The sequence below is a fragment of the Streptomyces sp. NPDC002206 genome (assembly GCF_053593595.1).
Genome location: NZ_JBSFCW010000017.1, coordinates 1 through 21,920, shown reverse-complemented (window position 1 = coordinate 21,920; position 21,920 = coordinate 1). Strand labels below are relative to the sequence as shown.

General features: G+C 68.2%; 17 protein-coding genes and 6 pseudogenes. 10 read left to right on the top strand and 13 right to left on the bottom strand.

Features of this window, described 5'->3' with window-relative positions; all coding sequences use genetic code 11:
- Positions 1-640: 640 nt before the first annotated feature.
- The 3 genes and pseudogenes from ACWCP8_RS26450 to ACWCP8_RS26440 form a co-directional block, all read left to right on the top strand.
- Positions 641-896 (top strand): annotated as a pseudogene (locus ACWCP8_RS26450) (helix-turn-helix domain-containing protein); the annotation flags it as partial.
- Between the two features lie 173 nt (positions 897-1,069).
- Entirely contained in the window at positions 1,070-1,516 is a 447-nt protein-coding gene (locus ACWCP8_RS26445) for an SsgA family sporulation/cell division regulator (protein ID WP_352269384.1), read from the top strand.
- Positions 1,517-1,824: 308 nt separating this feature from the next.
- Positions 1,825-2,070 (top strand): DoxX family protein, encoded by a 246-nt coding sequence (locus ACWCP8_RS26440; RefSeq protein ID WP_451118532.1) that lies wholly within the window; start codon positions 1,825-1,827, stop codon positions 2,068-2,070.
- A 312-nt stretch (positions 2,071-2,382) separates the two neighbouring features.
- Here the strand turns inward: ACWCP8_RS26440 and ACWCP8_RS26435 are convergent, their stop codons facing one another.
- Positions 2,383-3,369, bottom strand: a complete 987-nt coding sequence (locus ACWCP8_RS26435; RefSeq protein ID WP_352269386.1) for an aldo/keto reductase — start codon at positions 3,367-3,369, stop codon at positions 2,383-2,385.
- Positions 3,370-3,466: 97 nt separating this feature from the next.
- On the opposite strand from ACWCP8_RS26435, the gene ACWCP8_RS26430 reads away from it, so the two are divergent.
- Complete coding sequence (locus ACWCP8_RS26430) at positions 3,467-4,072, top strand: TetR family transcriptional regulator (RefSeq protein WP_352269388.1); 606 nt, start codon at positions 3,467-3,469, stop codon at positions 4,070-4,072.
- 67 nt (positions 4,073-4,139) lie between these two features.
- On the opposite strand, the pseudogene ACWCP8_RS26425 reads toward ACWCP8_RS26430, so the two are convergent.
- The 6 genes and pseudogenes from ACWCP8_RS26425 to ACWCP8_RS26400 all read right to left on the bottom strand — a co-directional run.
- A pseudogene (locus ACWCP8_RS26425) lies at positions 4,140-4,241 on the bottom strand (DUF2267 domain-containing protein); the annotation flags it as partial.
- A 212-nt stretch (positions 4,242-4,453) separates the two neighbouring features.
- Positions 4,454-5,392, bottom strand: a complete 939-nt coding sequence (locus ACWCP8_RS26420) for an ABC transporter permease (RefSeq protein WP_352269389.1) — start codon at positions 5,390-5,392, stop codon at positions 4,454-4,456.
- On the bottom strand, positions 5,389-6,297 hold the full coding sequence (locus ACWCP8_RS26415) for an ABC transporter ATP-binding protein (RefSeq protein ID WP_352269390.1): 909 nt from the start codon (positions 6,295-6,297) through the stop codon (positions 5,389-5,391). The genes ACWCP8_RS26420 and ACWCP8_RS26415 overlap by 4 nt, the downstream gene beginning before the upstream one ends.
- Entirely contained in the window at positions 6,294-6,680 is a 387-nt protein-coding gene (locus tag ACWCP8_RS26410; protein ID WP_352269391.1) for a GntR family transcriptional regulator, read from the bottom strand. The genes ACWCP8_RS26415 and ACWCP8_RS26410 overlap by 4 nt, the downstream gene beginning before the upstream one ends.
- Positions 6,681-7,018: 338 nt before the next feature.
- Positions 7,019-7,378: pseudogene (locus ACWCP8_RS26405) on the bottom strand (hypothetical protein).
- Positions 7,379-7,775: 397 nt separating this feature from the next.
- Positions 7,776-8,255, bottom strand: coding sequence for a winged helix-turn-helix transcriptional regulator (locus ACWCP8_RS26400; protein WP_352269394.1), 480 nt, complete (start codon positions 8,253-8,255; stop codon positions 7,776-7,778).
- Between the two features lie 145 nt (positions 8,256-8,400).
- On the opposite strand from ACWCP8_RS26400, the pseudogene ACWCP8_RS26395 reads away from it, so the two are divergent.
- Positions 8,401-9,702 (top strand): annotated as a pseudogene (locus ACWCP8_RS26395) (MFS transporter); the annotation flags it as partial.
- 264 nt (positions 9,703-9,966) lie between these two features.
- The gene (locus tag ACWCP8_RS26390) at positions 9,967-11,136 is read left to right on the top strand and encodes a thiolase family protein (RefSeq protein ID WP_352269395.1); all 1,170 of its coding nucleotides are present in this window, start codon (positions 9,967-9,969) and stop codon (positions 11,134-11,136) included.
- A gap of 518 nt (positions 11,137-11,654) precedes the next feature.
- Here ACWCP8_RS26390 and ACWCP8_RS26385 read toward each other — a convergent pair.
- A complete protein-coding gene (locus ACWCP8_RS26385; protein WP_451118528.1) occupies positions 11,655-11,945 on the bottom strand; it encodes a CPCC family cysteine-rich protein in 291 nt (96 codons plus the stop codon).
- Between the two features lie 561 nt (positions 11,946-12,506).
- Between ACWCP8_RS26385 and ACWCP8_RS26380 the strand changes: the two are divergent.
- Positions 12,507-13,182: pseudogene (locus ACWCP8_RS26380) on the top strand (IS30 family transposase); the annotation flags it as partial.
- A gap of 279 nt (positions 13,183-13,461) precedes the next feature.
- Here ACWCP8_RS26380 and ACWCP8_RS26375 read toward each other — a convergent pair.
- The gene (locus ACWCP8_RS26375; RefSeq protein ID WP_352269397.1) at positions 13,462-13,983 is read right to left on the bottom strand and encodes an ATP-binding protein; all 522 of its coding nucleotides are present in this window, start codon (positions 13,981-13,983) and stop codon (positions 13,462-13,464) included.
- A 131-nt stretch (positions 13,984-14,114) separates the two neighbouring features.
- Between ACWCP8_RS26375 and ACWCP8_RS26370 the strand changes: the two genes are divergently transcribed.
- Entirely contained in the window at positions 14,115-15,365 is a 1,251-nt protein-coding gene (locus ACWCP8_RS26370; RefSeq protein ID WP_451118526.1) for a helix-turn-helix domain-containing protein, read from the top strand.
- Positions 15,366-15,833: 468 nt separating this feature from the next.
- Here the strand turns inward: ACWCP8_RS26370 and ACWCP8_RS26365 are convergent, their stop codons facing one another.
- Positions 15,834-16,082: a hypothetical protein gene (locus tag ACWCP8_RS26365; RefSeq protein WP_376268586.1), complete on the bottom strand. Its 249-nt coding sequence runs from the start codon at positions 16,080-16,082 to the stop codon at positions 15,834-15,836.
- A gap of 197 nt (positions 16,083-16,279) precedes the next feature.
- A complete protein-coding gene (locus tag ACWCP8_RS26360; RefSeq protein ID WP_451118524.1) occupies positions 16,280-17,545 on the bottom strand; it encodes an IS701 family transposase in 1,266 nt (421 codons plus the stop codon).
- 547 nt (positions 17,546-18,092) lie between these two features.
- Between ACWCP8_RS26360 and ACWCP8_RS26355 the strand changes: the two genes are divergently transcribed.
- On the top strand, positions 18,093-19,418 hold the full coding sequence (locus ACWCP8_RS26355) for an IS4 family transposase (RefSeq protein ID WP_451118642.1): 1,326 nt from the start codon (positions 18,093-18,095) through the stop codon (positions 19,416-19,418).
- Between the two features lie 467 nt (positions 19,419-19,885).
- On the opposite strand, the gene ACWCP8_RS26350 is transcribed toward ACWCP8_RS26355, so the two are convergent.
- Complete coding sequence (locus ACWCP8_RS26350; protein ID WP_451118522.1) at positions 19,886-20,203, bottom strand: hypothetical protein; 318 nt, start codon at positions 20,201-20,203, stop codon at positions 19,886-19,888.
- A 241-nt stretch (positions 20,204-20,444) separates the two neighbouring features.
- Between ACWCP8_RS26350 and ACWCP8_RS26345 the strand changes: the two are divergent.
- Positions 20,445-20,945, top strand: a pseudogene (locus tag ACWCP8_RS26345) (IS630 family transposase); the annotation flags it as partial.
- A 320-nt stretch (positions 20,946-21,265) separates the two neighbouring features.
- Here ACWCP8_RS26345 and ACWCP8_RS26340 read toward each other — a convergent pair.
- A complete protein-coding gene (locus ACWCP8_RS26340; protein ID WP_451118520.1) occupies positions 21,266-21,730 on the bottom strand; it encodes a hypothetical protein in 465 nt (154 codons plus the stop codon).
- Between the last annotated feature and the right edge of the window lie 190 nt (positions 21,731-21,920).

Below are 21,920 nucleotides of genomic sequence, written 5' to 3'. Positions count from 1 at the left end.
AAGGAAGACGCGAAGAGAAGGCGGGGCTCGGGCCCGCCTCGTGCTCATGCCAAGGCCGGGTGCCTCACTGATACGTGGCCCATGGCCGACCCGGCAGTCACCCGGCAGACCCTAGTGTCGGCCAAGGGCTGCTGCAAGACCCGGCCCCGGTCCTGCTTCGCACACGCTGAGGTCGATCGTCACAAAACGATCACGAACCTCGTTTCACGCACGAGCACGTACCCCTTGGAATTGATCTTCTAGCGTTCAACGGCCTCCTTGAAGGGCGGAACGACGCTCGCCATGGCGGGAGACTGGCTCCGTTTTCCCACCGCTTACCCAGCCAACTGTTTGAACCCCCACCGAGGGCAATACGCGCGAAGCCATCCGATGCAGTACATCATCCGGCTCAGGAAGCACGCGCTGGCGCCAGCACCAACTGGTTACATCCATAGGGGCATCAAGCTCGCCGTCCACTACTGAGGCGACCGTCCAACTAGCCCTGATACGGCGGGCACTGTGACCGCATCTGAACACGTCCTGGCTGTTTGTCCCAGGATGTCAGTGGCGGGCGACATGCGCTTCGTGGTGCTTGTACGGATGAGGACCTTCTGGGTCCGGTGTGGATTGCGACATCTCCACTGACCCGCAGGGAACCCTCGTGTCCCACCGAAATGCCCCGCTGCCTCCGACCGGCAGACTGCGTCTGGCCCGGTGCGTCGTGGAAGACGGCTGGCCGCTGCGGCGGGCCGCAGAACGTTTCCAGGTCAGCCACACCACCGCGCCGGTGGGCCAGCCGCTACCGAGCGCACGGCCTGGCAGGCATGGAGGACCGCTCCAGCCGTTCGCCCAGACACCAGAATCGACGCTCAGACCCCAGCCATCCGCGTCACCAACCTGTCCGGACAACGCACCGAGCGGCTGGGGATGGTTGATGCCCAGGCAGGTTCGGGGCGTTGCCTCCGACGGTGTGACCGCTGTCCGACCGGTCACGTTATCCACACAACCATCGTGAGTGATCGAGCGGGCGGCGGCCAGAAGCAAGGAAGACGCCGGCGGAGCCGACGACCGAGGTGGGAGTTGGTGCCGTATGACGACGCAGGACAGTTCAGCCGCCACGCGCGTTTCCCGTCGTGTTCTCACCTGGCAGGCGCGCGTGCACCAAGTCCGTCGTTCCCTGTGCTTTCCCGTAGCCGCGACGTTCCGTTACTCCGCAGCCGATCCGCTTGCCGTTCAGATCGTCTTCCGGCCTCCGAACGCACCGCAGGTCGCCTGGCACGTTTCACGCGATGTACTGATCTCGGGCACGCGTGTGCTGACGGGCGTTGGCGACGTCCGTCTGTGGCCCGTCTGTGGCTCTGGGCGCGACGGTCAGGTCCACCTGCGTCTAGGTCACCCACAAGCCCATGCGCTGTTCACGATCGACCGGTCCGCCCTGATCCGCTGGCTCTCCCACACGTGCAGCCTCGTACCATTGGGCACCGAACCCGAACTCCTCGACTGGGACGCGCTCACCAAACTGTTTCCCGACGCGTAGTCAGCATGGGCGCTGAGACTGTCGCAGCCGACACAGAGCTGAACTTGCGCCACGCCTGTTCGGTGTGGCCAAGGTTCGTCTTTGAACTGGTGCACCACCGACGCCGAAGCCCACATCCGGCTCCGACAACCAGCGCAATCCAAAGCCACGCCCCCCATGGACCAGTTCGCAGATCAGCGGCACGCAGTCGGGGCGGTACAATGGCGGGCTCAGATCACGGTGCCACTGGCCTTGCGCAGTTGGGTGCAGGTCTCGGAGGTGCTCGATGCCCACCTCAGAATGCTGCCGAGGACTTCGGTGCCGGACCGGTGGAGCTCATCGGCGCCCTCGAAGTCCTCGCCGTCCTCGCCGTCCTCGGCCTGATCCTTCCGTCGCTCGTCGACGTCGCGGAGATCCTGACGCCAGTGGCTGCCACCGGACTCGTGGCACTGGTGATCGGCGCGGCCGTCGCCCACGGTCGCCGCAAAGAGTTCCAGATGATCACCATCAACGTCGTCCTGCTGGCACTGGCGGCCGTGGTCGTCCGGGGCCGCTTTGGCCCGCACGCGTTCTAGCGCCCGGGCCCCGCACCCGCCCGGTGCAGCAAAGTGAGGACACACTGGCGCATGCCACGAGACAGAAGATCACCCGTCCGCTGTGAACGCGGACCCTGAACCGCCATGAAGACGCACGATGCCCCCTGAGGGAATCGCCGGCGTCATCACCGCCGACACACAAAAGCCGGCCCCACCTGCGCACGCGACAGGCACGTAGCCCAGGCCCTTCATTGTGATCGTCGGAACGATGCCGGGTGTGAGATGCCGCCGGGGCCCTGAAGGCAAGAGCCCCGGCGGCGTTCATGTGGCTGGGGGCGAAGTGATCCGAGGTCAGACCCAGGTAGGCAGGGCGGCTTCGGCGTAGCGGGCGCCGAAGCCGCCGTGGGGCAGGATCTTGTCGATCGCGGCCAGGTCAGCGTCGGTCAGCGTGACGCCCGCGGCGCGGGTGTTCTCCTCGACGCGCTTCGAGCTGCGGGTGCCGGGGATGGGCACGATGTGCTCGCCCTGGGCGAGCAGCCAGGCCAGGGCCAGCTGCGAAACCGTGACGCCCTTGGTGGCCGCGAGGTCGGCGAGCCGGTTGACGGCGCCGACGTTCTTCTCGAAGTTGCCCGGCTGCCAGCGCGGGTCGATATTGCGCATGTCGGTGGCGTCGTACTGACCGGCGGGCTTCGCCGTGCCGGTGATGAAGCCGCGCCCCAGCGGCGAGTACGCGACGAAGCCGATGCCCAGCTCGTCGAGCGTGGGGAAGAGCTGCTCAACGTCACGCTCGAACAGGCTGTACTCGGTCTGCAAGACGGAGACCGGCTGCACGGCGTGCGCCTTGCGGATGGTCGCGGGGCCGGCCTCGCTCAGGCCGAAGTACTTCACCTTGCCCGCATCGATCAGCTCCTTGACGGTACCGGCGACGTCTTCGATGGGCACGTCCGGGTCGACGCGGTGCTGGTAGAGGACGTCGATGTGGTCGACGCCGAGGTAGCGCAGGCTGTTGTCGGTGACCTTACGGATGTTGTCGGGACGGCTGTTGAGGGCGTGACCGAACCGCTCAGGGTCGGACAGGTCGAAGCCGAACTTGGTGGCCAGGACCACGTCGTCGCGGAAGTCCGCGACGGCCTGGCCGACCAGGGTCTCGTTGGACCCGGTGCCGAAGCCGTAGAGCTCGGCGGTGTCGAAGAAAGTGACTCCCAGGTCGTGGGCGCGCCGGATGGCGGCGACGCCCTCCTGGGTGTCGCCGGGGCCGTAGGCCATCGTCAGGCCCATCGTGCCGTAGCCGATCGCCGAGACCTCAAGGCCCTGGCTGCCGAGTGTCCTGTGCTGCATGACGTACTCCTCAAGTCAAACCAAACGGTTCGGTTCTACCGTATGCCTTGCTCCGGCGCACGCCAAACCGAACGGTTCGGTCGGGTAATCTGAGGGCATGCCGTCCTCGACCAGCGCAGATTCCACCCGCGACCGCATCGTCACCGCGGCCACGGCCGAGTTCTCCCAGCACGGGATCGCCGGAGCGCGCATCGAGCGCATCGCCAAAGCCGCGAAGACCAGCAAGGAACGCGTCTACGCCTACTTCCGCAGCAAGGAAGCGCTCTACCAGTTCGTCGCCGAGCACGAGATGGCCCTGGTGGCCGAGGCGACCCGCCTGGACCCCACCGACCTGCCCGAATACGCCGGGCGGGTCCACGACTACTTCGTCAGCCACCCCGACCGCCACCGGCTCATGACCTGGGGCCGACTGGAGTTCGCCGGCAGCACCGCCGATGCCGTCACCCAGAAGACCGTCCGCCGCAAGGCCGAGCTGCTGCGCAAGGCCCAGGACGTCGGCCAACTGGACACCGCCTGGGACCCTATTGACATCCTCGTCCTGGTCAACCAGATCGCCATGGCCTGGGCCGGACAACTCGATCTCGTGGACGCGGCCGGCGACCAGGTCCGCAACACCTCCCTGGCAGCCCGCCGCGCCGCCGTCGTCGCCGCCGTCCAGCGCCTCTTCCCTGCCGCCGCAGCCACCACCAACGAATTGGCCTAGCTTCCAGCGCCAGCGTCTCGGGGAACCGGGCAGCGAGCTCGGCCCGCACATCGCCCACCAGGTGCGCACCCAGCAGGGCGAGGATGGCGCGGGAGGCTCGTTCCGCCTCGGCCTGCGTGGGGTATTCGCCGCAGACTTGGACCGCGGAGGGGAATTGGCCCCAGTGCACGCGTATGAAGTCCTCCCGGACTGCTGGCCCCAACTGCCGGGCGGCACCGAGCGCCTGGTAGGCCGAGCCCGCGTCCTGCTTCAGTGACGTTGGCAGAGCACTGTCGAAGTGGCTGGACAGGACGGTGCCCACGCATCGCGGAGTGGGGTCCGCCGGCTTGAGGCAAGCTCTGGGCGCAGACGGTCATGGAAACCCGCGCCCGGAGCAGCCGGTCAAGGGAGCCTGCGCCCCAGCACCCAGAACGCGGCGGCCACCGCGGCGGCGGCCAGGGCCAGGACGACGCCGGTCTCGACCAATTGGATCGGCCAGTAGTGCGAGGTCGGGTGGATCTTCGCGTAGAAGTCGACTGCCCCGTGATCCGACAGGCACGTTCTGAGGTCGCCGGGCACGGCCTGGTCGTTGCAGTCGAGACCGCTGACTTGCTCCCCGGACTCCATGATCATCCCGCGCTCGAGCTGATCGACATGGTTGAGTGTGGAGTCCCACGGGCCTCGCACCTCGCTCGCCGGCCAGAGAGAAGACCGGACTCTGTCGCCCAGGTGGTACGCCAACCCGATGCCGACCAAGGTCAGGCCCATCGCGGGAAGGGTGCGCCGCGTGAGCAACGCCGCCAGCGCACCGAGCGCCAGTCCGAGCAGAACGTACGCCGGGCCCACTGGTCCGGCGGCGTGGAAGTATTCGCTGTTCCACCGGTTGCCCCCGCCACCGGGACCGGACACCCACACCCACCGGAACATCAGGGTCAGCGCCGCCATGCCACCGAGGAGTGCCACCGCCGGGACAGCCAGCTTCGCGGCGAGCCAGCGGACCGGGGACACGGACTGGGTCCACGCCAAGGCGGCAGTGCCGTCTTCCAGTTCGCGGCCGATCAGCGCAGCGCCTGCGCAGGCGGCGATGCCGCACGGCAGCCAGGCGAGGAGCTGGGCGGACTGGAGTTCAGAACCCCCATAGCGCATCTCTGTGGCGCATTGCAGCATCCCTGTGCCACCACAGGCGTCGTACAGAGCAGCCTCCTGCCCCAGCTCATAGAGCCAGATCAGCCCGCCGGCCCCGGCGATGACCATCACCGCCCAGACCCACAGCGGCACCCGGTTCAGCCGCAGCACCGCCCAGGTCAGGCCGCGGCGCGGGGAGTGCGAGAGAGTGGTCATGCGACAGCCTCCTGGCTCGGTGCGGGCGAGGCGCTCCCCGTGAACAGGGCGGGAGCGCCGGGGTTGCGCAGATGGGCCAGGATCAGCTCCTCCATGGAGGGCTGCTCGACCAGCCATGAGGCCGCATCGACTGGGCCCTGCGGGCGCACCAGCGCGGTGTGGCCGCGGCCGGTCGCGCTGGACTCAACGACGGTGTGCGGTGCGAAGTCGGGCGAGGTGCCGGTGAGGCGTGCATGCGCGGTCAAGACGTCCTCGCTCTCCCCGGCGAGCCTGATCTGCCCGCTACCGAGCAGCAGGAGGTAGTCGCAGGCGTCTTCCAGTTCGGCAAGGACATGGGAGGACATGACTACGCTGGTGCCGTGCTCGACGGCCACAGCCAGCAGGGCGCCCATCAGCTGGTGGCGAGCGACCGGATCCAGGTCCGCCATCGGCTCGTCCAGCAGCAGCAGTTCGGCGCGCTTACCGAGAGCCAGCGCGAGGGCGATTCGCGTGCGCTGGCCCCCGGAGAGGGTGCGGATCCTGGTCTTCGGATCCAGATCAGCGCCGTACGCGGCGCGTTCCGCGGCCTCCTGGTCCCAGCGCCCCGGGTTGAGTTCGGCGCCCAGCCGGAGCGTGGCCGCCACGGTGAGCTGCGGATACAGGGGACGAGCCTGCGCCACGTAGCCGATCCGCGGCCGGGACTCGGCCGGGCCGGCCCCGAGCACCCGCAGCGTTCCCTGCGTCGGGCGGAGCATCCCTGCTGCCAGTGCCAGCAGCGTGGACTTGCCGGCGCCGTTCGGGCCGACCAGTGCGCATATCCGACCGGCGGGCAGCCGGAAGGAGCAGTCCCGCAGGACCGGATCGCGACGGCGGCCGTAGCGCATCACGAGCCCTCGCGCCTCAAGCGCAGCTGGTTCCTTGCTCATTGCTCTCCCTCGGTGAATTCCTGCTCCAGAATGGAGCTGAACAGTGCGGCGACGTCCTCGCGAGCGAGCCCCCCCGTGCGGGCTCGCTTCATCCAGTCGGCCAGCTCATCGGCGAGCGGCGACTGAGTCGCTGCCGCCCCCAGCGACTTCTGCACAAACGTGCCGAGGCCGCGTCGTGCCTTCACCAGGCCCTCGCGCTCCAGCTCGCGATAGGCCTTGAGCACGGTGTTCGGGTTGATGGCAGTTGCCTCGACAACCTCGCGGGCGGTGGGCAGCCGGTCGCCCGGCTCGAGCAGGCCCAGCCGCAAGGCCTGCTTCGTCTGCTGGACGATCTGCAGGTAAGTGGCTACGCCGGTCCCCCGGTCGATCCGGTATTCGATCACAACAACCCCCCTTTAACTAATCAAGTAGTGAAAGAGTGATGGGGCGTCGGGGTCCACGTCAAGCCCCGACGAGCATTTGCCGTGGAGATCTGCCTCGGCGGGATCCGCATGGCTGAGGCCCGGACCGCGGTGGGGTCCTCGGTCAGGAAGGTGTCCAGCATCCGCACCGTGCCCACTGCACAACTCCAGGGCCTTCGCGCCCAGGCGGAAGAACTGCTCCAGCTCTCCCGGTGTGGGCGCGGCGGCGAACTGCGCATGCCGGGCCTCTTGCTCGGCAGACAGATACTCGACAGGCATGCTGAGGACCACAGAGCCCGCCGACACGGCCAACCAGCCACTCACCGGTCACCCACCAGTCCGCGCCCGGAACGCGAGCGATCATGGTCAGTACCGGGCAGTCCGCTCGATGGTGAGGACATAGAAATGAGGTGGAGGATCACCCAGCGGAGGTCCACGTGGCGGCCGTCACTAATGGGGCGCTTGGCAGTTGAGTACAGGTCGTGGTCGCCCGCACATCGTCATCAGTGGGGAACTCGGGAGCGGGGCCTTGCGAACGTCTTCCGCGGACACGCCCTCACACTTGGCTCGCGCCGTGTCACCGGCGTAGTCACAGTGCTTCGGCTCGTCGATGCGATCCAGGAAGGTGTCACCTGTGTGCGCTCGTCCCATGTGGGAGGCGTATCGGTTCGTTGAGTCATCGTCTGACGCCGAGCGAGCTGCGGCCGCCGCGGCCCTGGTTGTCACACAACACCCCGACGGCGTACCAACATTCAAACGCCAACCGTTCCCCCGGCGGCGGGCGACAGCGAAGATGCCGGCGGTCAATGGTGAGCCGATGCAGGAGAGGGCTGCGGTGGTGAAGCCGTCGGCGAGCAGGTCCCGCTCGGCCAGGTGGTCCGCGGCGCAGACCGCGGGCTGCAGCCGCCCCGTCCAGACCACCGCACTGGCCGGCGAGGGCCGTTGGGCAGGGCGACCGGTGCGCGACGTGGCTCGCCAGCTCCTGGCCCTGGGCGAGCGGATCAAGGACAACGACCGGGAGATCCGCGAGACTTTCGGGGCCGACGACCGCGCCGCGATCGACGACCACCGCACCGTCTACGGGGCTTGCACCGGGCCGGACCGGTCCCAGCCGGGGGTCAGCTCCTCCCGGTGGACCTCCTCGGCGTGGACCTGCTCGCCGCAGGTCTCGCAGACCGTATGGGTGACGAGTTCGTGGTCCCGGTGACGGATCCGGCTGGGCGGCGCGGTGACGACCCAGCGGTCGCCCCAGCCGATGAGCTCGCGGGTGATGCCTCCCAGATCGCGCCCCGCCTCCGTCAGGTAGTAGCCGCTGTAGCGTGCGTCGTCCGGCAGCGGGCGCCGTTCGAGGACGCCGCTCTCCACCAGCGCCTTCAGGCGCGCCGCCAGGCGGTCTGTGGGGGCGCCGGTGTTCCTGGCGATCTGCCGGAACCGGTGGTTGCCGAGCATGACCTCGCGGATCGCCGGCAGGGCCCATCGGTCTCCGATGATCTGCAGGGCGGCGGCGAGCGAGCAGGGGCGTCCGGTCATGTCCTGGGGATCGATGCGCGTGGTCACGGCCTCAGTATCACCCCGGCAGGGTTTGATTTCCAAATCACTCCATGTTTGGCTTGCGCCATGACTACGATGCTTCGATTTTCAAAGCACCCTCGAACGGCCGCCGGGAGCGACCTTCTCCGGGGGCGGCGGGGGTGCGACCCTCGGTTCGCTGTCGTGGGTCCTCAACGCCTACGCGATCACCTTCGCCGCGCTGCTGGTGGTGGCCGGGCGTGCGGGTGACCGCATAGGCCGGCGGCCGGTCTTCCTCACCGGCATCGCCGTCTTCACCCTCGCATCGCTGGGCTGTGCCCTGGCCCCGAACCTGGGGACCCTCGTCATGTCCCGGGCGGTGCAGGCCGTCGCGGCGTCCGCCCAGATTCCGACATCCCTGGCCCTGCTGCTGGCGACAGTGCCGGCCGAGCGCCGTACCCAGACCACCCGGAGCCGGGCTGCGGTCGGCGGACTCGCCGCGGCCGCCGGGCCCGTCGCCGGGGGCCTCCTGACCGAGGTGGACTGGAGGTGGGTCTTCGCCGTCAACGTGCCCATCGGCATCGCGGCGCTCGTCGCCAGCCAATCGGTCCTGCCGAAGCCGGCCGCCCGGGAGGCCGGACCGCTGCCCGACCTCCTCGGCGCCCTGCTGGTCATCTCCTCGGTCGCGGGACTGTCCGGGGCACTGGTGCAGGCACCCGACCGGGGCTGGACGAGCGGCAGGACCGTACTGCTCCTGGCCGTTGCCGTGGTCAGCGGCGCCGCGTTCGCCCTCAGGTCCCTGCGGCACCCTCACCCGTTGTCCGAGCTGCACCTGCTGCGGCTGCCGCGCTTCGGAGCGGCGAACGCGGGCACCCTCGTCTTCTGCGTCGCCTTCGCGATCAGGCTGCTGTCGAACGTGCTGTGGTGCCAGGAGGTCTGGCACTGGAGCGCGCTGCGCACCGGTGCCGCCCTGGTCCCCGCCCCCGCCCTCGTGCCGGTCGTCACCCTTCTGACCGCCCGCGCCGGGCAGCGCTTCGGGCACGGTCCGCTGGTCGCCGCGGGCGGGTTGCTGTTCACCGGCGGCATGGTCTGGCTCGCGTGCTTCGCGTCCGTCACGCCGGACTATCTGCGTGACCTGCTGCCCAGCCAGGTGATGACCGGTGCGGGTATCGGTCTGACCCTGGGCACTCTGGTGGCCGCCGGTGTGCTTGCCGTGCCGGGGCACCGTGCGGCGACCGGGTCGGCGCTGGTCAACTCCTTCCGCCAGATCTCGGTCACGGTCGGCGTCGCCGTCCTGGTCGCGGTGGTCAGCTCCCACGGAGGTGCCGCCTCACGTCCCGACTTCCGGATCGTGTGGTGCGTAGCCGCCGTACTGGGCCTGTCGACGTCGGCGACCGGTGTACACCTCAGCCGTGGCGGCGGCTCGGGCCGGACGGCGTCCGCCGCGCCGAAGGAGCCCGAGGCGGATGCGCAGGCTCTCACGGGCGCGTCCTGACCGAAGACTTTCCTTCGTTCGACGGCAGTTGGGGCCGTGCCGGTGTTCGGACACGACGGGCGTCAGGGGGTCAGGAGGATACGTCCGCCGGGCTCGACGGTCGGCGATGGAGCAGGGGCGCGGATCTTTCGTGGCGGCCATGACGTCCAGACCAGGGTGGTTTGAATTTCCAAGTCATCGAGCTATAGTGAGTTTGATTTTCCAACTCATTGATAATCGCGACGGCGGCCCGCCCGTCGCCCCGGCGGCCAGGAGGCCCGCACCATGCGTGACGCAGTCATCGTCGAAGCCGTACGCACGCCGATAGGCAAGGGCAAGCCGAGCGGCGCCCTCGCGCACGTCCACCCAGTGGAGCTCCTTGCCCACACCCTGCGCACCCTCGTCGAGCGCTCCGGCGTCGATCCCGCTCTCATCGACGACGTCATCGGCGGCACCGTCGACCAGGTCGGCGAGCAGGCCATGAACACCACTCGGTACGCCGTGCTGTCGGCAGGCTTCCCCGAGACGGTCCCGGCGACCACGGTGGACCGCCAGTGCGGTTCCTCCCAGCAGGCGGTGCACTTCGCCGCGCAGGGCGTCATCTCGGGTGCGTACGACCTGGTCGTCGCCTGTGGCGTCGAGTCGATGAGCCGGGTGCCGATGTGGTCGAACGTGCCCGCCGGCAAGGACCCCTTCGGCCCCGGAGTCGCCGAGCGCTACCCCGAGGGCCTCGTCCCGCAGGGCATCAGCGCCGAACTCATCACCGCCAAGTGGTCCATCACGCGCGAGCGGATGGACGCCTTCGCTGTCTCCTCGCACCACAAGGCGGCCGCCGCCTGGGATGCCGGCCTGTTCGACGCCGAGACCGCGCCCCTGGAGGGCGTCACCCGCGACGAGTGCGTACGGCCCGGCAGCACCCCGGAGATCCTGGCCGGCCTCAAGCCCGCCTACTACGATCCCGGCTTCGGCGAGCGCTTCCCGCAGATCGGGTGGAACGTCACCGCGGGCAACGCCAGCCCCATCAACGACGGCGCCTCGGCCGTCCTGATCACCTCCAGCGAGACCGCGGCCCGCCTCGGCCTGCGTCCCCTCGCCCGCCTGCACAGCTTCGCCGTCACCGGCTCCGACCCGCTGCTGATGCTCACCGGCGTCATCCCGGCGACCGAGAAGGTGCTGCGCAGGGCGAACCTGCGGCTCGACGACATCGACCTGTTCGAGGTCAACGAGGCCTTCTCCAGCGTGGTCCTGGCCTGGCAGCAGGAGACCGGCGCCGACCTCGCCAAGGTCAACGTGCACGGCGGCGCGATCGCCATCGGCCACCCCCTCGGCGCGAGCGGCACCCGCCTGACGACCACCCTGGTCCACGCGATGCGCGAGCGCGGCGCCCGTTACGCCCTGCAGACGATGTGCGAGGCGGGTGGACTCGCCAACGCGATGGTGGTGGAAGCGGTCTGACGGATCGTCCGAGTGCGGGCTGCCCGTCCGGTGGATCGACGGGTGCCCGTGGGGGACGGCCGAGGTGTGCGTGCAGCGGCTTCACGCGGTTGGGCATCTGCCGGATCACGGCAGGTGCGCGCGCCGCGCCGGGTTGGGCCCCGCCGCCGAAAGCGCCGCGTGGCAGCCATGGAGATGCCATTCGAACTCGCCGTGGCGGGCGTCGCGGGTGATCGCACGCGGCCGCAAACCCGGGGACCCCGAGCTCTGTGCTGGCCTTAGCCGCCGAGCGCCTCGAAGCCCCGGACAGCCCAGCTGCGTGTTCCGCCCGAACTCCTCGAAGCCCCCCGGCGCTCCAATCCATGGGCGGCCACTACGGCCACTCCCCCCACAGGCGACCCAATTCTGATCGCTGAACCAGGAGTTCGCTCCATGGGCCGTGCGGGTTGCTCGGGCCCGTGCTTGCCGGGCGAATCGGAATCCAACTTTGGACGCCGAGATCCGTCGTCATCTGGCGATGTTGATGTCAGTTGGTGATGTCAGACCGTTGGGTGCTCGTCGGGCAGAGGGGCACGGACGAACTTGGTAGACCGCTCGTCACAGGCTCCCATGTCGTGGAAGTTCCGACGTGCCTCCGTGAGACTCAGCCGGCCGTTCGGACCGCCCCGGACCCGGTCCGCATCGTGGTCGCCCTGCCCATCGTCCTCCCAGAAGCACACGGGACAGATCTCGTAGCTTCCGCGCTCATCAAGCGTCAGGAAGCCGCAGCAGGGACAGCAGTACGGGCCGTCCTCGACGTTCCGCTGGATGTTGACGAAGGGGCTGACCATCATGACAGCCTGCCCCGCCGTGCCGCTGATCGCGACCCAATAGATACCAACTACCCAAGCCGCTGAGCCACCACTCTAGGGCTCACCTTGGCACCCGTGCTTGACCGTGGTTCCCCGCCCGACCGGGCACGGATCGGGCGCGGACACCTTCTGTTCCGTAGCTCTAGCCAGATCGGTCAGTAACGGCCATACCGGCCGCTACAGAACCTCGGAGAGACGGTGGCGGACGGGGGTGGTTGCTGAGGTTGCGGTACTGCGCTGCTGTACCGCCACTCCAACTTGCAGTCCGACCAGGCCACCGCGGGTCACCACGGCCGAGCAAGAGCGTGGACGGTAAGAAGAGTTTCAGCACCTCGTCAAGGCCTGCACCCCATGACGCGCCTCAGAGGCACGGCCTCCTTTCTGTCCTCGCCCCGGCTGGCTGCAGCGCACAGCGCGCTGCAGCCAGCGGTCGGAAGCGCGAACCAGCGTGTGGCTGGGGCGGTGCCACCCGGCGTTGGGCCAATCGTCAACATCCGTGGTAGATCTCCAGGTTCTCTGCACTTGGGGTCCATCGTGACGGAGATGCACGTGGTCCACGAGACGATCTATCAAGCCCTCTACGTCCAGGCTCGGGGCGAGCTCCGCAGGGACCTCGCCCGGGCCCTGCGCACGGGACGGGCTCGCCGCAAGCCGCACCGCCAGTCCAACAAGCGACAGCCCCGGTTCTCCACGCCCATGGTGATGATCAGCGAACGGCCGGCCGAAGTCGCAGACCGTGCCGTCCCGGGCCACTGGGAAGGCGACTGCATCGTCGGCCCCAGTCACAGATCCGCCATCGGCACCCTCGTCGAACGAACCACTCGCTACGTGATGCTGGTGCACCTACCCGACGGGCACAGAGCCGAGCACTTCCACGTCGCCCTGGCGGACACGGTGAAGTCGCTTCCGCCGCAGTTGAAGAGGTCCCTGACATGGGACCAGGGCAACGAGACGGCACGCCACCACGTCTTCTCTACCGCGGCTGACATGCCGGTCTACTTCTGCGAACCGGGCAGCCCCTGGCAGCGCGGCTCGAACGAGAACACCGACGGCCTGTTGCGGCAGTACTTTCCCAAGGGCACCGACCTGTCTGCCCACACCCGCGAGGAGCTGGACGCCGTGGCCGCTGAGCTCAACAGCCGCCCACGCAAAACGCTCGGGCTGGGAAACCCCAGCCGAGCGCATGCATAAACTGCTCGCGCCCGCCTCACACTGACCCCCGTGTTGCGTCGATCGCTGGAATTCAAGGACGGCCGAGCGGAAGTACGCGCGGTGGATAGGCGAGCGCGGCAGCAGGGATGGCGCCCGCATCACGCTCACCGACGAAGCGGACGCCGGGCGGGTACTGAAAGCCTGGCCCGATGCGACTTTTCGGGATAGATGACACCTCGGTGCTGGACTGAGCGGGCCCCTGGTTGAGCCTGTTCGTACCACTCGAGACCGGGAGGTCGTTCTTTGTTGCCACCTGCACCTGTTTTCGCGCGGCGGGCGGACCTCAGCTCTTGACGGCCTCTGCGATCTGTAGGGCGGCCTGGGCGGGCGTGAGGTGCGTGGTGTCGACGACCTCGGCCTCGCCGTGTAGCCACGTGCGGGCCGCCTCGGCGTAGGGCTCAAGGTATTCGAGACGGAATGGGGAGGGGCCAAGAACAGTGTCCCCCTCGATGCGCCCGCGGAGGGTGTCTTGGTCAGCATGGAGAACAAAGTGCCGTACCGGAATGGCATGTTGGGCGAGGCCCGTGCTGATCTCGCGCCAGTACTGCTCGACCAGGACAGTCATGGGCATCACCAGAGTTCCGCCGGTGTAGTCGAGTACGCGGCGGGCGGTCTCGACGACGAGCGGCCGCCACGGCGGCCAGTGCTGGAAGTTGCCCGTCCAGGGCAGCCCCGGCGTGATGTCCATGAGCGTCTCGCCGACCTTCTCTGCGTCGAACACCCGTGAATCCGGGATCAGCTCCTGCACGAGTGCACTGGTCGTCGTCTTGCCTGCGCCGTGGGTGCCGTTGAGCCATATGATCACGGGACCCAACGCTAGCGCCGCCGGGCCGACTGTCATACAGCCCGCGCGGACAGGATCATCCGAGGCCACCCACAGAAAGGGCCTTGCCCCATACCCTGACAGTGACGAGCTGTTCAGAGAGGGGCAAGGCCATGCCAGATGATGCTACCCCGGCCCCGTACGCCGACCCGATGGCATTCGGCCAGCGAATGCAGATCCTCCGAACCAAGCGCGGAATGAGCCGTCCGGTTGTGGCTGGCCTACTGGGCATGTCGCCGTCGTGGGTGAAGCAAGTTGAAGCAGGACAAATCGGTATGCCGAAACTCCCAGTAGTCCTGCGTATCGCTGAGCTCCTGCGAGTTCGGGACCTCTCCGACCTGACAGGCGACCAAAGCGCCCCGGTGGACCTGTTCATCGGTCCCGGGCACTCACGCTTGCCTGCTGTCCGGGAGGCGGTCAACGCCTTGGCCCTCAGCGGGGATCGCGAGGCCCCGTCAGCGAAGCACCTAGCGGCACGCCTCGCGAAAGCATGGGCGGCCCGGCACCAGGCGGCGAACCACCGTGAGGTCATCGGCGAGTTGCTGCCCGGCCTGATTCGCGACGCCCAACTCACCGTGCGGCAATCGGATTCGGCAACGGACCGACGTGCGGCGCAGGCCGTCCTCTCCGAGGTCTACTCCCTGTCGCAGTTCTTCGTGGCGTACCAGCCAGACAGCGCCCTTCTGTGGCGGGTGGCCGAGCGCGGCATGGTCGCAGCGCAGGAATCCGAGGATCCGCACGCAATCGGCGTAGCCGCGTGGCTCGCCGCGCAGGCGCACCGCGACAGCGGCCCGTCGCACTTCGACGCCGCAGACGCCATGACCATGGAGGCGCTCGGCTACCTCGAGCGATTCCTCCCCGACGCGGATGACCGCACCGTCGCCATCACCGGGGCCCTCCAGTTCGAGGCCGGATACACCGCCGCCCGCCGCGGAGAGAACGGCTCCGCGTGGGGATGGTGGGACAAGGCACAGGCCACCGCCCGCCGGTTGAACCCGACGTACTACCACCCGATCACGTCGTTTTCACAGGCCATCATGGGCGCCCACGCCGTGACAGTCGCGGTCGAGCTGCGCGCCGACGGGGAGTCCGTGCGGCAGGCGGTGGCCGCGGACACGGCGGCGATTCCGTCCCGGCCGAGGCTGGCCCGGCACCGGATCGAGGAGGCTCGCGCGTACCAACTCGACGGGCAGGCGGAGACCGCGCTCGCCACGCTGGAGAAGGCGCACAAGGCCGCCCCGGAGACGATCAAATACAACGGCTACGCCCGGCGCATTGTGCTGGAGGAGACGGAGTCTCGGGTCCCGGCTCGGCGCCAGCGGGCTGCGGCGCTGGCTGACCAACTTGGGCTGCTCGCCGCATAGTTCGAACCCATGAACGAGGGGCAGGATTGCTGCCCCTCGTTTGCTGCGCCCGCTCGTACCGTCAGGGAACTGCCGACGAGACAACCGGGGACGCCATGACCGTGAGGGATTTACCGCCAGTCAACGAGCTCACCGAGCAGCAGCGCCGCGGGTGGCGTTGCGTCTGGTGCCGGCATCCCCTCACGGTGGGGGACGACATCGATCTAGGAGAGCAGCGCGCCCGGCCGACCAACGGGGCCGCGTACTCATGGTTCCCTCGCGCCTGCGCCGACACCGAGGCGTGCACGGAGCGGGCCGCGAAACGGTCCACTGACCCGCTGCACCGGGCGCGGCCGTGAGGTGCGCCCGATGCGATCTCCCGCGCGTACCCGAGGGTGCGCGTTCACGGAGCAGCCGACGCTCATAGCCAGCGACCGCTGGGAGGACAGAGTCGGTCGGAGGAGGGCCTTGAGGTGTTCGGGTTGCGGCCTAGGTGTTGCGGCTACGTTCGCGCCACTGGCGTCTCTTGTCCGCCGCGACCGTGCCCTCAGCGGTAGTCCTCCGGTACGCGGCCCGCTTCGCCAATTCGCGCCCACAAAGGATTCCCCACAGCGCGAGACCCGACGCCTCGAGGAAACGACTGATTGCATCGTCCTCGGAGGTCACGAATATTAGCTGCGGCACCATGAACACCAGGTACCAGACCGGATGGTTCTGCCATTTCGGTTTGTCCGTCACCCCTGCCCCCTCACAAGGCGCACACTAGCCCTAGCCCGCCGCCTGGTGGCGGCTGCACTGGGGGCTCGTCGACCGAGGGTGCCTAGTAGGGCTTGGTCAGGTGTGTATTGGTGCTGGTATGTCGCGGTGGCAGGTCGGGCAAGCGCCGGTCCAGACCGCGAGTAGTGTCTGCAACTCGCGGACGACTTGGTAGAGGCTCAGGCCGGCGCTGGGTCTTTTGGGGCCCGGGCCAGTCGTCGCAGGGTGCAGAAGGCGTGCGCGACGGAGACGAGGGTGACGTGGTGATGCCAGCCGCCCCAGGTCCGGCCCTCGAAGTGGGCAAGTCCCAGGGCCTGCTTCATCTCCCGGTAGTCGTGCTCGATGCGCCGGCGGAGCTTGGCGAGGCGGACCAGTGTGGTCAACGGCATGCCGGAGGGCAGGTCGGACAGCCAGAACTGCACCGGCTCGCTCTCGCCGGCAGGCCATTCGGCCAGCAGCCAGCACTCCGGCAGCTCCGGGCCGTCGACGTTCTGGAGGACCTCGCGTCCGGCGGGCCGGATACGAAGGGCCACGAAGCGGGAGTACATCCGCTTGCGGCCCGACCGGCCGGTGCCGGACCGGGAACCTTCACGCCACTGCACCGGCCTGGCCGCCTTCCGGCCCGCCGCGATGACCAGCTCCTTCACCGACCGCGGCTTGCCGGGATACTTCGCCACCGGCGGGCGTCCGATCCCCGAGTACGGCTCGGCCACCGGGACCGCGTTGCCGGGCTGGGCCGACAGCGTGCTGGAGATCCCCACCACGTAGTTCAGGCCGCGATCCTGCAGTCCGTGCCGGAACGCGGCGGCGTCGCCGTATCCGGCATCAGCGATGGCCAGCGGCACCTCGAGTCCCCAGGAGCGGATCTCGTCGAGCATGTCCAGGGCCAGCTGCCACTTCTCCACGTGCCCGACATCCTCGGGGATGCCGCAGGCGGTGCGGCGGGCGACCTTGCCCGCATCGGCCTTCGGTGAGGCGGGATCCCAGGTCTGGGGCAGGAACAGCCGCCAGTTGACCGCCGCCGAAGCGTGGTCGGACGCGAGGTGGAGCGAGACGCCGACCTGGCAATTGGTGACCTTGCCCGCGGTGCCGGTGTACTGCCGCGACACACACGCCGAGGCCGTCCCGTCCTTGAGGAACCCGGTGTCGTCGAAGACCAGGGCCTCCGGTCCGATCACCCCCTCCATCCGCCAGGCCAGCTTCGCCCGGATATGTGCCGGGTCCCAGGGACTCGTAGTGATGAAGTTGGCCAGTGCCTGCCGGTTCCCGTCCTCACCCAGGCGGGCGGCCATCGGCTCGACCGACTTACGCTTGCCGTCGGCCAGCAGCCCCCGCAGATAGACCTGCCCCCACCGGCGCTGATCCTTGCGCGCGAACGGCTCGAACACCTCCGCCGCGAACGTCTCCAACTCACCACGCACCACAGCAATCTCGTCCGGAGTCACACACTCTCAACGCCACACCGGGCCAGAAGGACACGCACCACCACAACCGACCTGACCAAGCACTACTAGGGCGCTCGATCAGTTCTTCTGGAAGTCAATCGGGCTTCCGCTGACCTGGGATGACCAGGACCAGCAGCCGTTTGACCTGCGATCAGCCCGTCAACGGTTGTCAGCGTCGATCGCCCCTGGGCGCCCTCGGACGGCCCGCAGACGGCCCGAAGGCGGCCCCGCAACGGCGCTCGACTGGCGGGTCGACACCCGCTTTAGGACAAGGCCGTGAAGTTACGGCTCCGGAGGCGTTCGCAAGTGCGCTCTGATCTGCGGCGACTTCGGACGTGAGAAGCGGAGCCCCGGTAGAACTGGCAGTCGACCAAGACAACCGTTCACAGCACCGGAGGCTCCGCTGTCCGATCAGTGTGTCATCACGCGTGAAATCACGTTAGCCAAGGGCCTGTTCGCCCCCGGGCACCTGGGGGAACTCACCCAGATCGTCCCGTTCGAGATGGTCGATGCGGCCCTCACCGAGACCGGTGCCGTCCAGCAATGACTGCGGAAGATTCCCGCCCGGGTGGTGGTCTACCTGCTGCTGGCCGCAGCCCTGTTCGAGGACTGCGGATACCTGGCCGTCTGGCGCAAGCTCACCGCCGCGCTGGAGGCGATACCGGTCGCGAAGGTCACCGGCACGGCGCTCTGGGACGCCCGGACCCGTCTCGGTGTCCGCCCCATGCGTGCCCTGTTCGACCTGTTGCGCGGGCCGGCCACGGCGATCCGTACCGTCGGCGCCCGTTTCAAGGGCTTGCTGACCGTCGCGATCGACGGCACCTACCTCGACGTCCCCGACAGCCCGCTGCACCGGGCCCGCCTGGGCAAGGGCACCAACCAGTACGCGACCTCCGGCTACCCGCAGATCTGCCTGACCGCGCTGGTGGCCTGCGGCACCCGCGCGGTTCTGGACGCCGCCTTCGGCCCCCGGTCCAGCGGCGAGACCGTCTACGGCAAGCGCCTGACGCGCTCCCTTCACGCCGGAATGATCGTCCTGCTGGACCGGGGCTTCTCCAGCAATACGTTCCTGGCCGGCGTCGCCGCCACCGAGGCCGCCTTCCTGTCGCGCGTCTCGGCCGCCCGCAAGCCCCCGGTCCTCGCCCGCTTCGACGACGGCTCCTACCTCTCCCGCTTCGGAGGCATCGAGGTCCGCATCATCGAGTGCGAGATCACCATCACCACCAGCCAGGGACGTCACACAGGGCTCTACCGACTGGCCACCAACCTCCTTGACCACCACCGATACCCGGCATCCGACCTGGTCAGCCTGTATCACGAGCGATGGGAAGTGGAATCCGCCTACTTCGCGATCAAGAAGTCGATGCTGGGCCGACGAGTCCTGCGCTCGAAGACCTGGGCCGGCATCGCCCAGGAGGTCTACTCCCTGCTGAGTGCCTACCAGGCCCTGCGGATCGCGATCGCCGACGCCATCGAGACCACACCCGGAGCGGACCCGGACCGGGGCAGTTTCAGCGTCGCGCTCCGATGCGCCCGCGATCAGATCATCCGGGCTGCGGGCATCATCGCCGACACCGTGATCGACCTCGTCGGAACGATCGGCCGAGCCGTCCTGGACCAGCTCACGCCCGCCCGTCGCCTCCGCATCAGCCCCCGCGCAGTGAAACGACCCCTGTCCCGATACGCGTACAAGAGCCTCAAGGTTCTGCCGCCTGCCCTCCCGAACCTCGATTTTCCGATCAGCTTCCTTGACGCCCTGGGCCGCGACTGCTCGGCTCTGCCTGGGTCGAAGGTGGTCGGGATGGGAGCCCACGACGCTCGCCACGATCCGGCCGGCACTCGCGAACGGCGCCCCTCCCATCCCGGAGTCTGAGCGCCCCCGCCGGAGGCATGTCCCTGAGCCGCGGACGACTTCCTCGCTTCCACCCGCAGCACGCAGCGCGCCGCCTGGCGCGGCCAGCCGGGGCGAAGACAGAGGCAGGCCGCGCCGCTGAGGCGGCACGCACCCGCGCCGTGCGCGGGCACTTGAACCCGTAGAGAAAGTTTCTACTCACGCAGCCCACCGCTACGCGATGCGCCTGAGGAACTGCCGTCACTTACTACCGTCAACGCCCCCGCAGCGGGGGCGTTCTGGCTGGTGGGCGCGGACGGTTTCGAACCGCCGACATCTGCTTTGTAAGTTCAGCCGGGGCGCCTTGAACTCCGGCCGTCTCCCGGAGAGGACCGCCGCCGGAGACCGCCCAACGCTGCCACTGTCCAACGCCGTTGATGTCAGCTTTGGATGTCAGGTGCCCTTCGGCCGCCGGGCAGCAATCGCTCCCAATCACGGCCCAGACGTGATCACCCAAGCGACGCTCCCGACTCGTGCAGCCGAACTCTCACCTGGTGGTTGTGCTCAGCGTGCCCGATTACCTCACCGCGGATGCGGGCCCCGAGAATGGGCAGTCCCATCCCCTCGGGCATGGCAATGATCTCGGCCAGCGCTATGGCGCCCGGAATTCCGTCGACCCGGATGAAGACACCGAAGGGCTGGCGTCCGATCACTTCTCCTGCGACGGAGGCTCCCAGAGGGAGGACTGCAAGGGGCGCTGTCCAGACTTCCTCTGGCGACTGCCCCGGCACGTTGGGTCGGCGCGTTGGCCAGGTGTACTCGTCCATGGGCAGATCATGACCTGCCCAGAAGCTCGCGACCACTGCGTTGTAAGCCTGGCGCCGACCACAGGACGAACTTGCCTGGTCAACAGCCGTACAGCAGGGCCAAGCCTGTCAGCACGTGCCTGCACCGCCTCACACCCCAATTGACCGTGGTTGACCGCTCGATCTGGCACGGATCTGGCACGCGCCGCGCCTCATCCCGGTGTCCTCTCGCTGGCTCTGGCTGGCCTGCGGCTACTTCCAGAAGCGGAGGCCGGAACGCCGCACCCACGACTACCTGCGCAACGGCGTCACCACGCTGTTCGCCGCACTGGACGTGGCCACGGGCGAGGTCATCGGCTCGCTCCACCGCCGACACCGGGCCGCGGAGTTCAAGAAGTTCCTCACCAAGCTGGACAAGGAGGTGCCCGCCGACCTGGACGTGCACCTCATCTGTGACAACTACGCCACCCACAAGACCCCGGCGATCCAGAAGTGGCTGGCCACCCATCCCCGCTTCCACCTGCACTTCACCCCCACCAGCTCGTCCTGGCTCAACCAGGTCGAGCGGTGGTTCGGCCTTCTGACGGACAAGCAACTCCGACGCGGAGTCCACAAGTCCGTCCACGCGCTGGAGAAGGACATTCGGGACTGGATCAAGACCTGGAACGAGAATCCACGGCCCTTCGCCTGGACCAGGACCGCCGACGAGATCCTCGAACGCCTCGCCTCATATCTTGAACGAATTCCTGGCGCAGGGCACTAGCGACGGGCATCGCCGACAACCAAGCCCTGACGTAGGTGAGTGAGGCGCTCGGCACGATCGGCGTCCCCGTCGTGGTGTTCCCCCGGGTCAACGCAGCTCATGCAAGGCATCCGGCATGGCAGGGGCACATCGAGTCGCTGCGGAAGGCCGACGTGAATCTCGTCTACGGCCCTGATATCTGGCCACTGTATGGACCTCGTGAGGGCCCAGAAGTTCGAGAGCTGCCCTGGCCCACGATCATGGCGTCCATCCAGCAGGTAACGACCCAATCTGGATAAAGGACCTCACGCGGACCGCCCATTGATCACAATCGATGAGCCCTAGACGTACGGGTTGAGTGCCCAGAAGCGGACGGTGTCGCTGCGCCGGTCAAACAACAGTTTGGTGGAGTAGTCGCTGCCGTCGCGGTCGAGCTCGTGCGACCGGATCCACTGGGGATTCTCCGGCCCCTCGCCCTTGAGTGGCTTCTCGAACCACGAGGAGAATTCACCGACCGGCCCCTCGGAGACGAAGGCGTGGGCCGCCGTCAGCTCGGCAAGTTTCCCTGGTGTCAACCGGGCGAAGCCCGAGATCACCAGCTCCGGCGACGGTATGCCGCGATCGTTGTCCCGGCTGCTCACCCACTTGGCGTCGGTGAGCGGGCCCAGCAGTGGGAACGCCCGCTCCAGCGGTGTGGTGTCGGTGTGCCAGTCCCTCTTGGCCCCGTTCGCCACCTGACGCAGGGTCCACCAGGCGGGTAGGACCGCCAGCCCCGCCCCGATCCCGATCAGCTTCCGTCGCTCCAACGAGATCCCCCTCATGCCTGACTTCGGGGGCACCTTATCTGGCTTGAGCACCTCACCTGGACCACCTATTGATCACAACCAAATACGCGCCCTAGTACTCCAGCAGTACTTTGTGGCTTGACCTGGGGAAACGTCGAGCGGTGGGAGTGTAGCGGGCAGGTTGCCGTCACGGACGGCTTCTGCCCGCCTG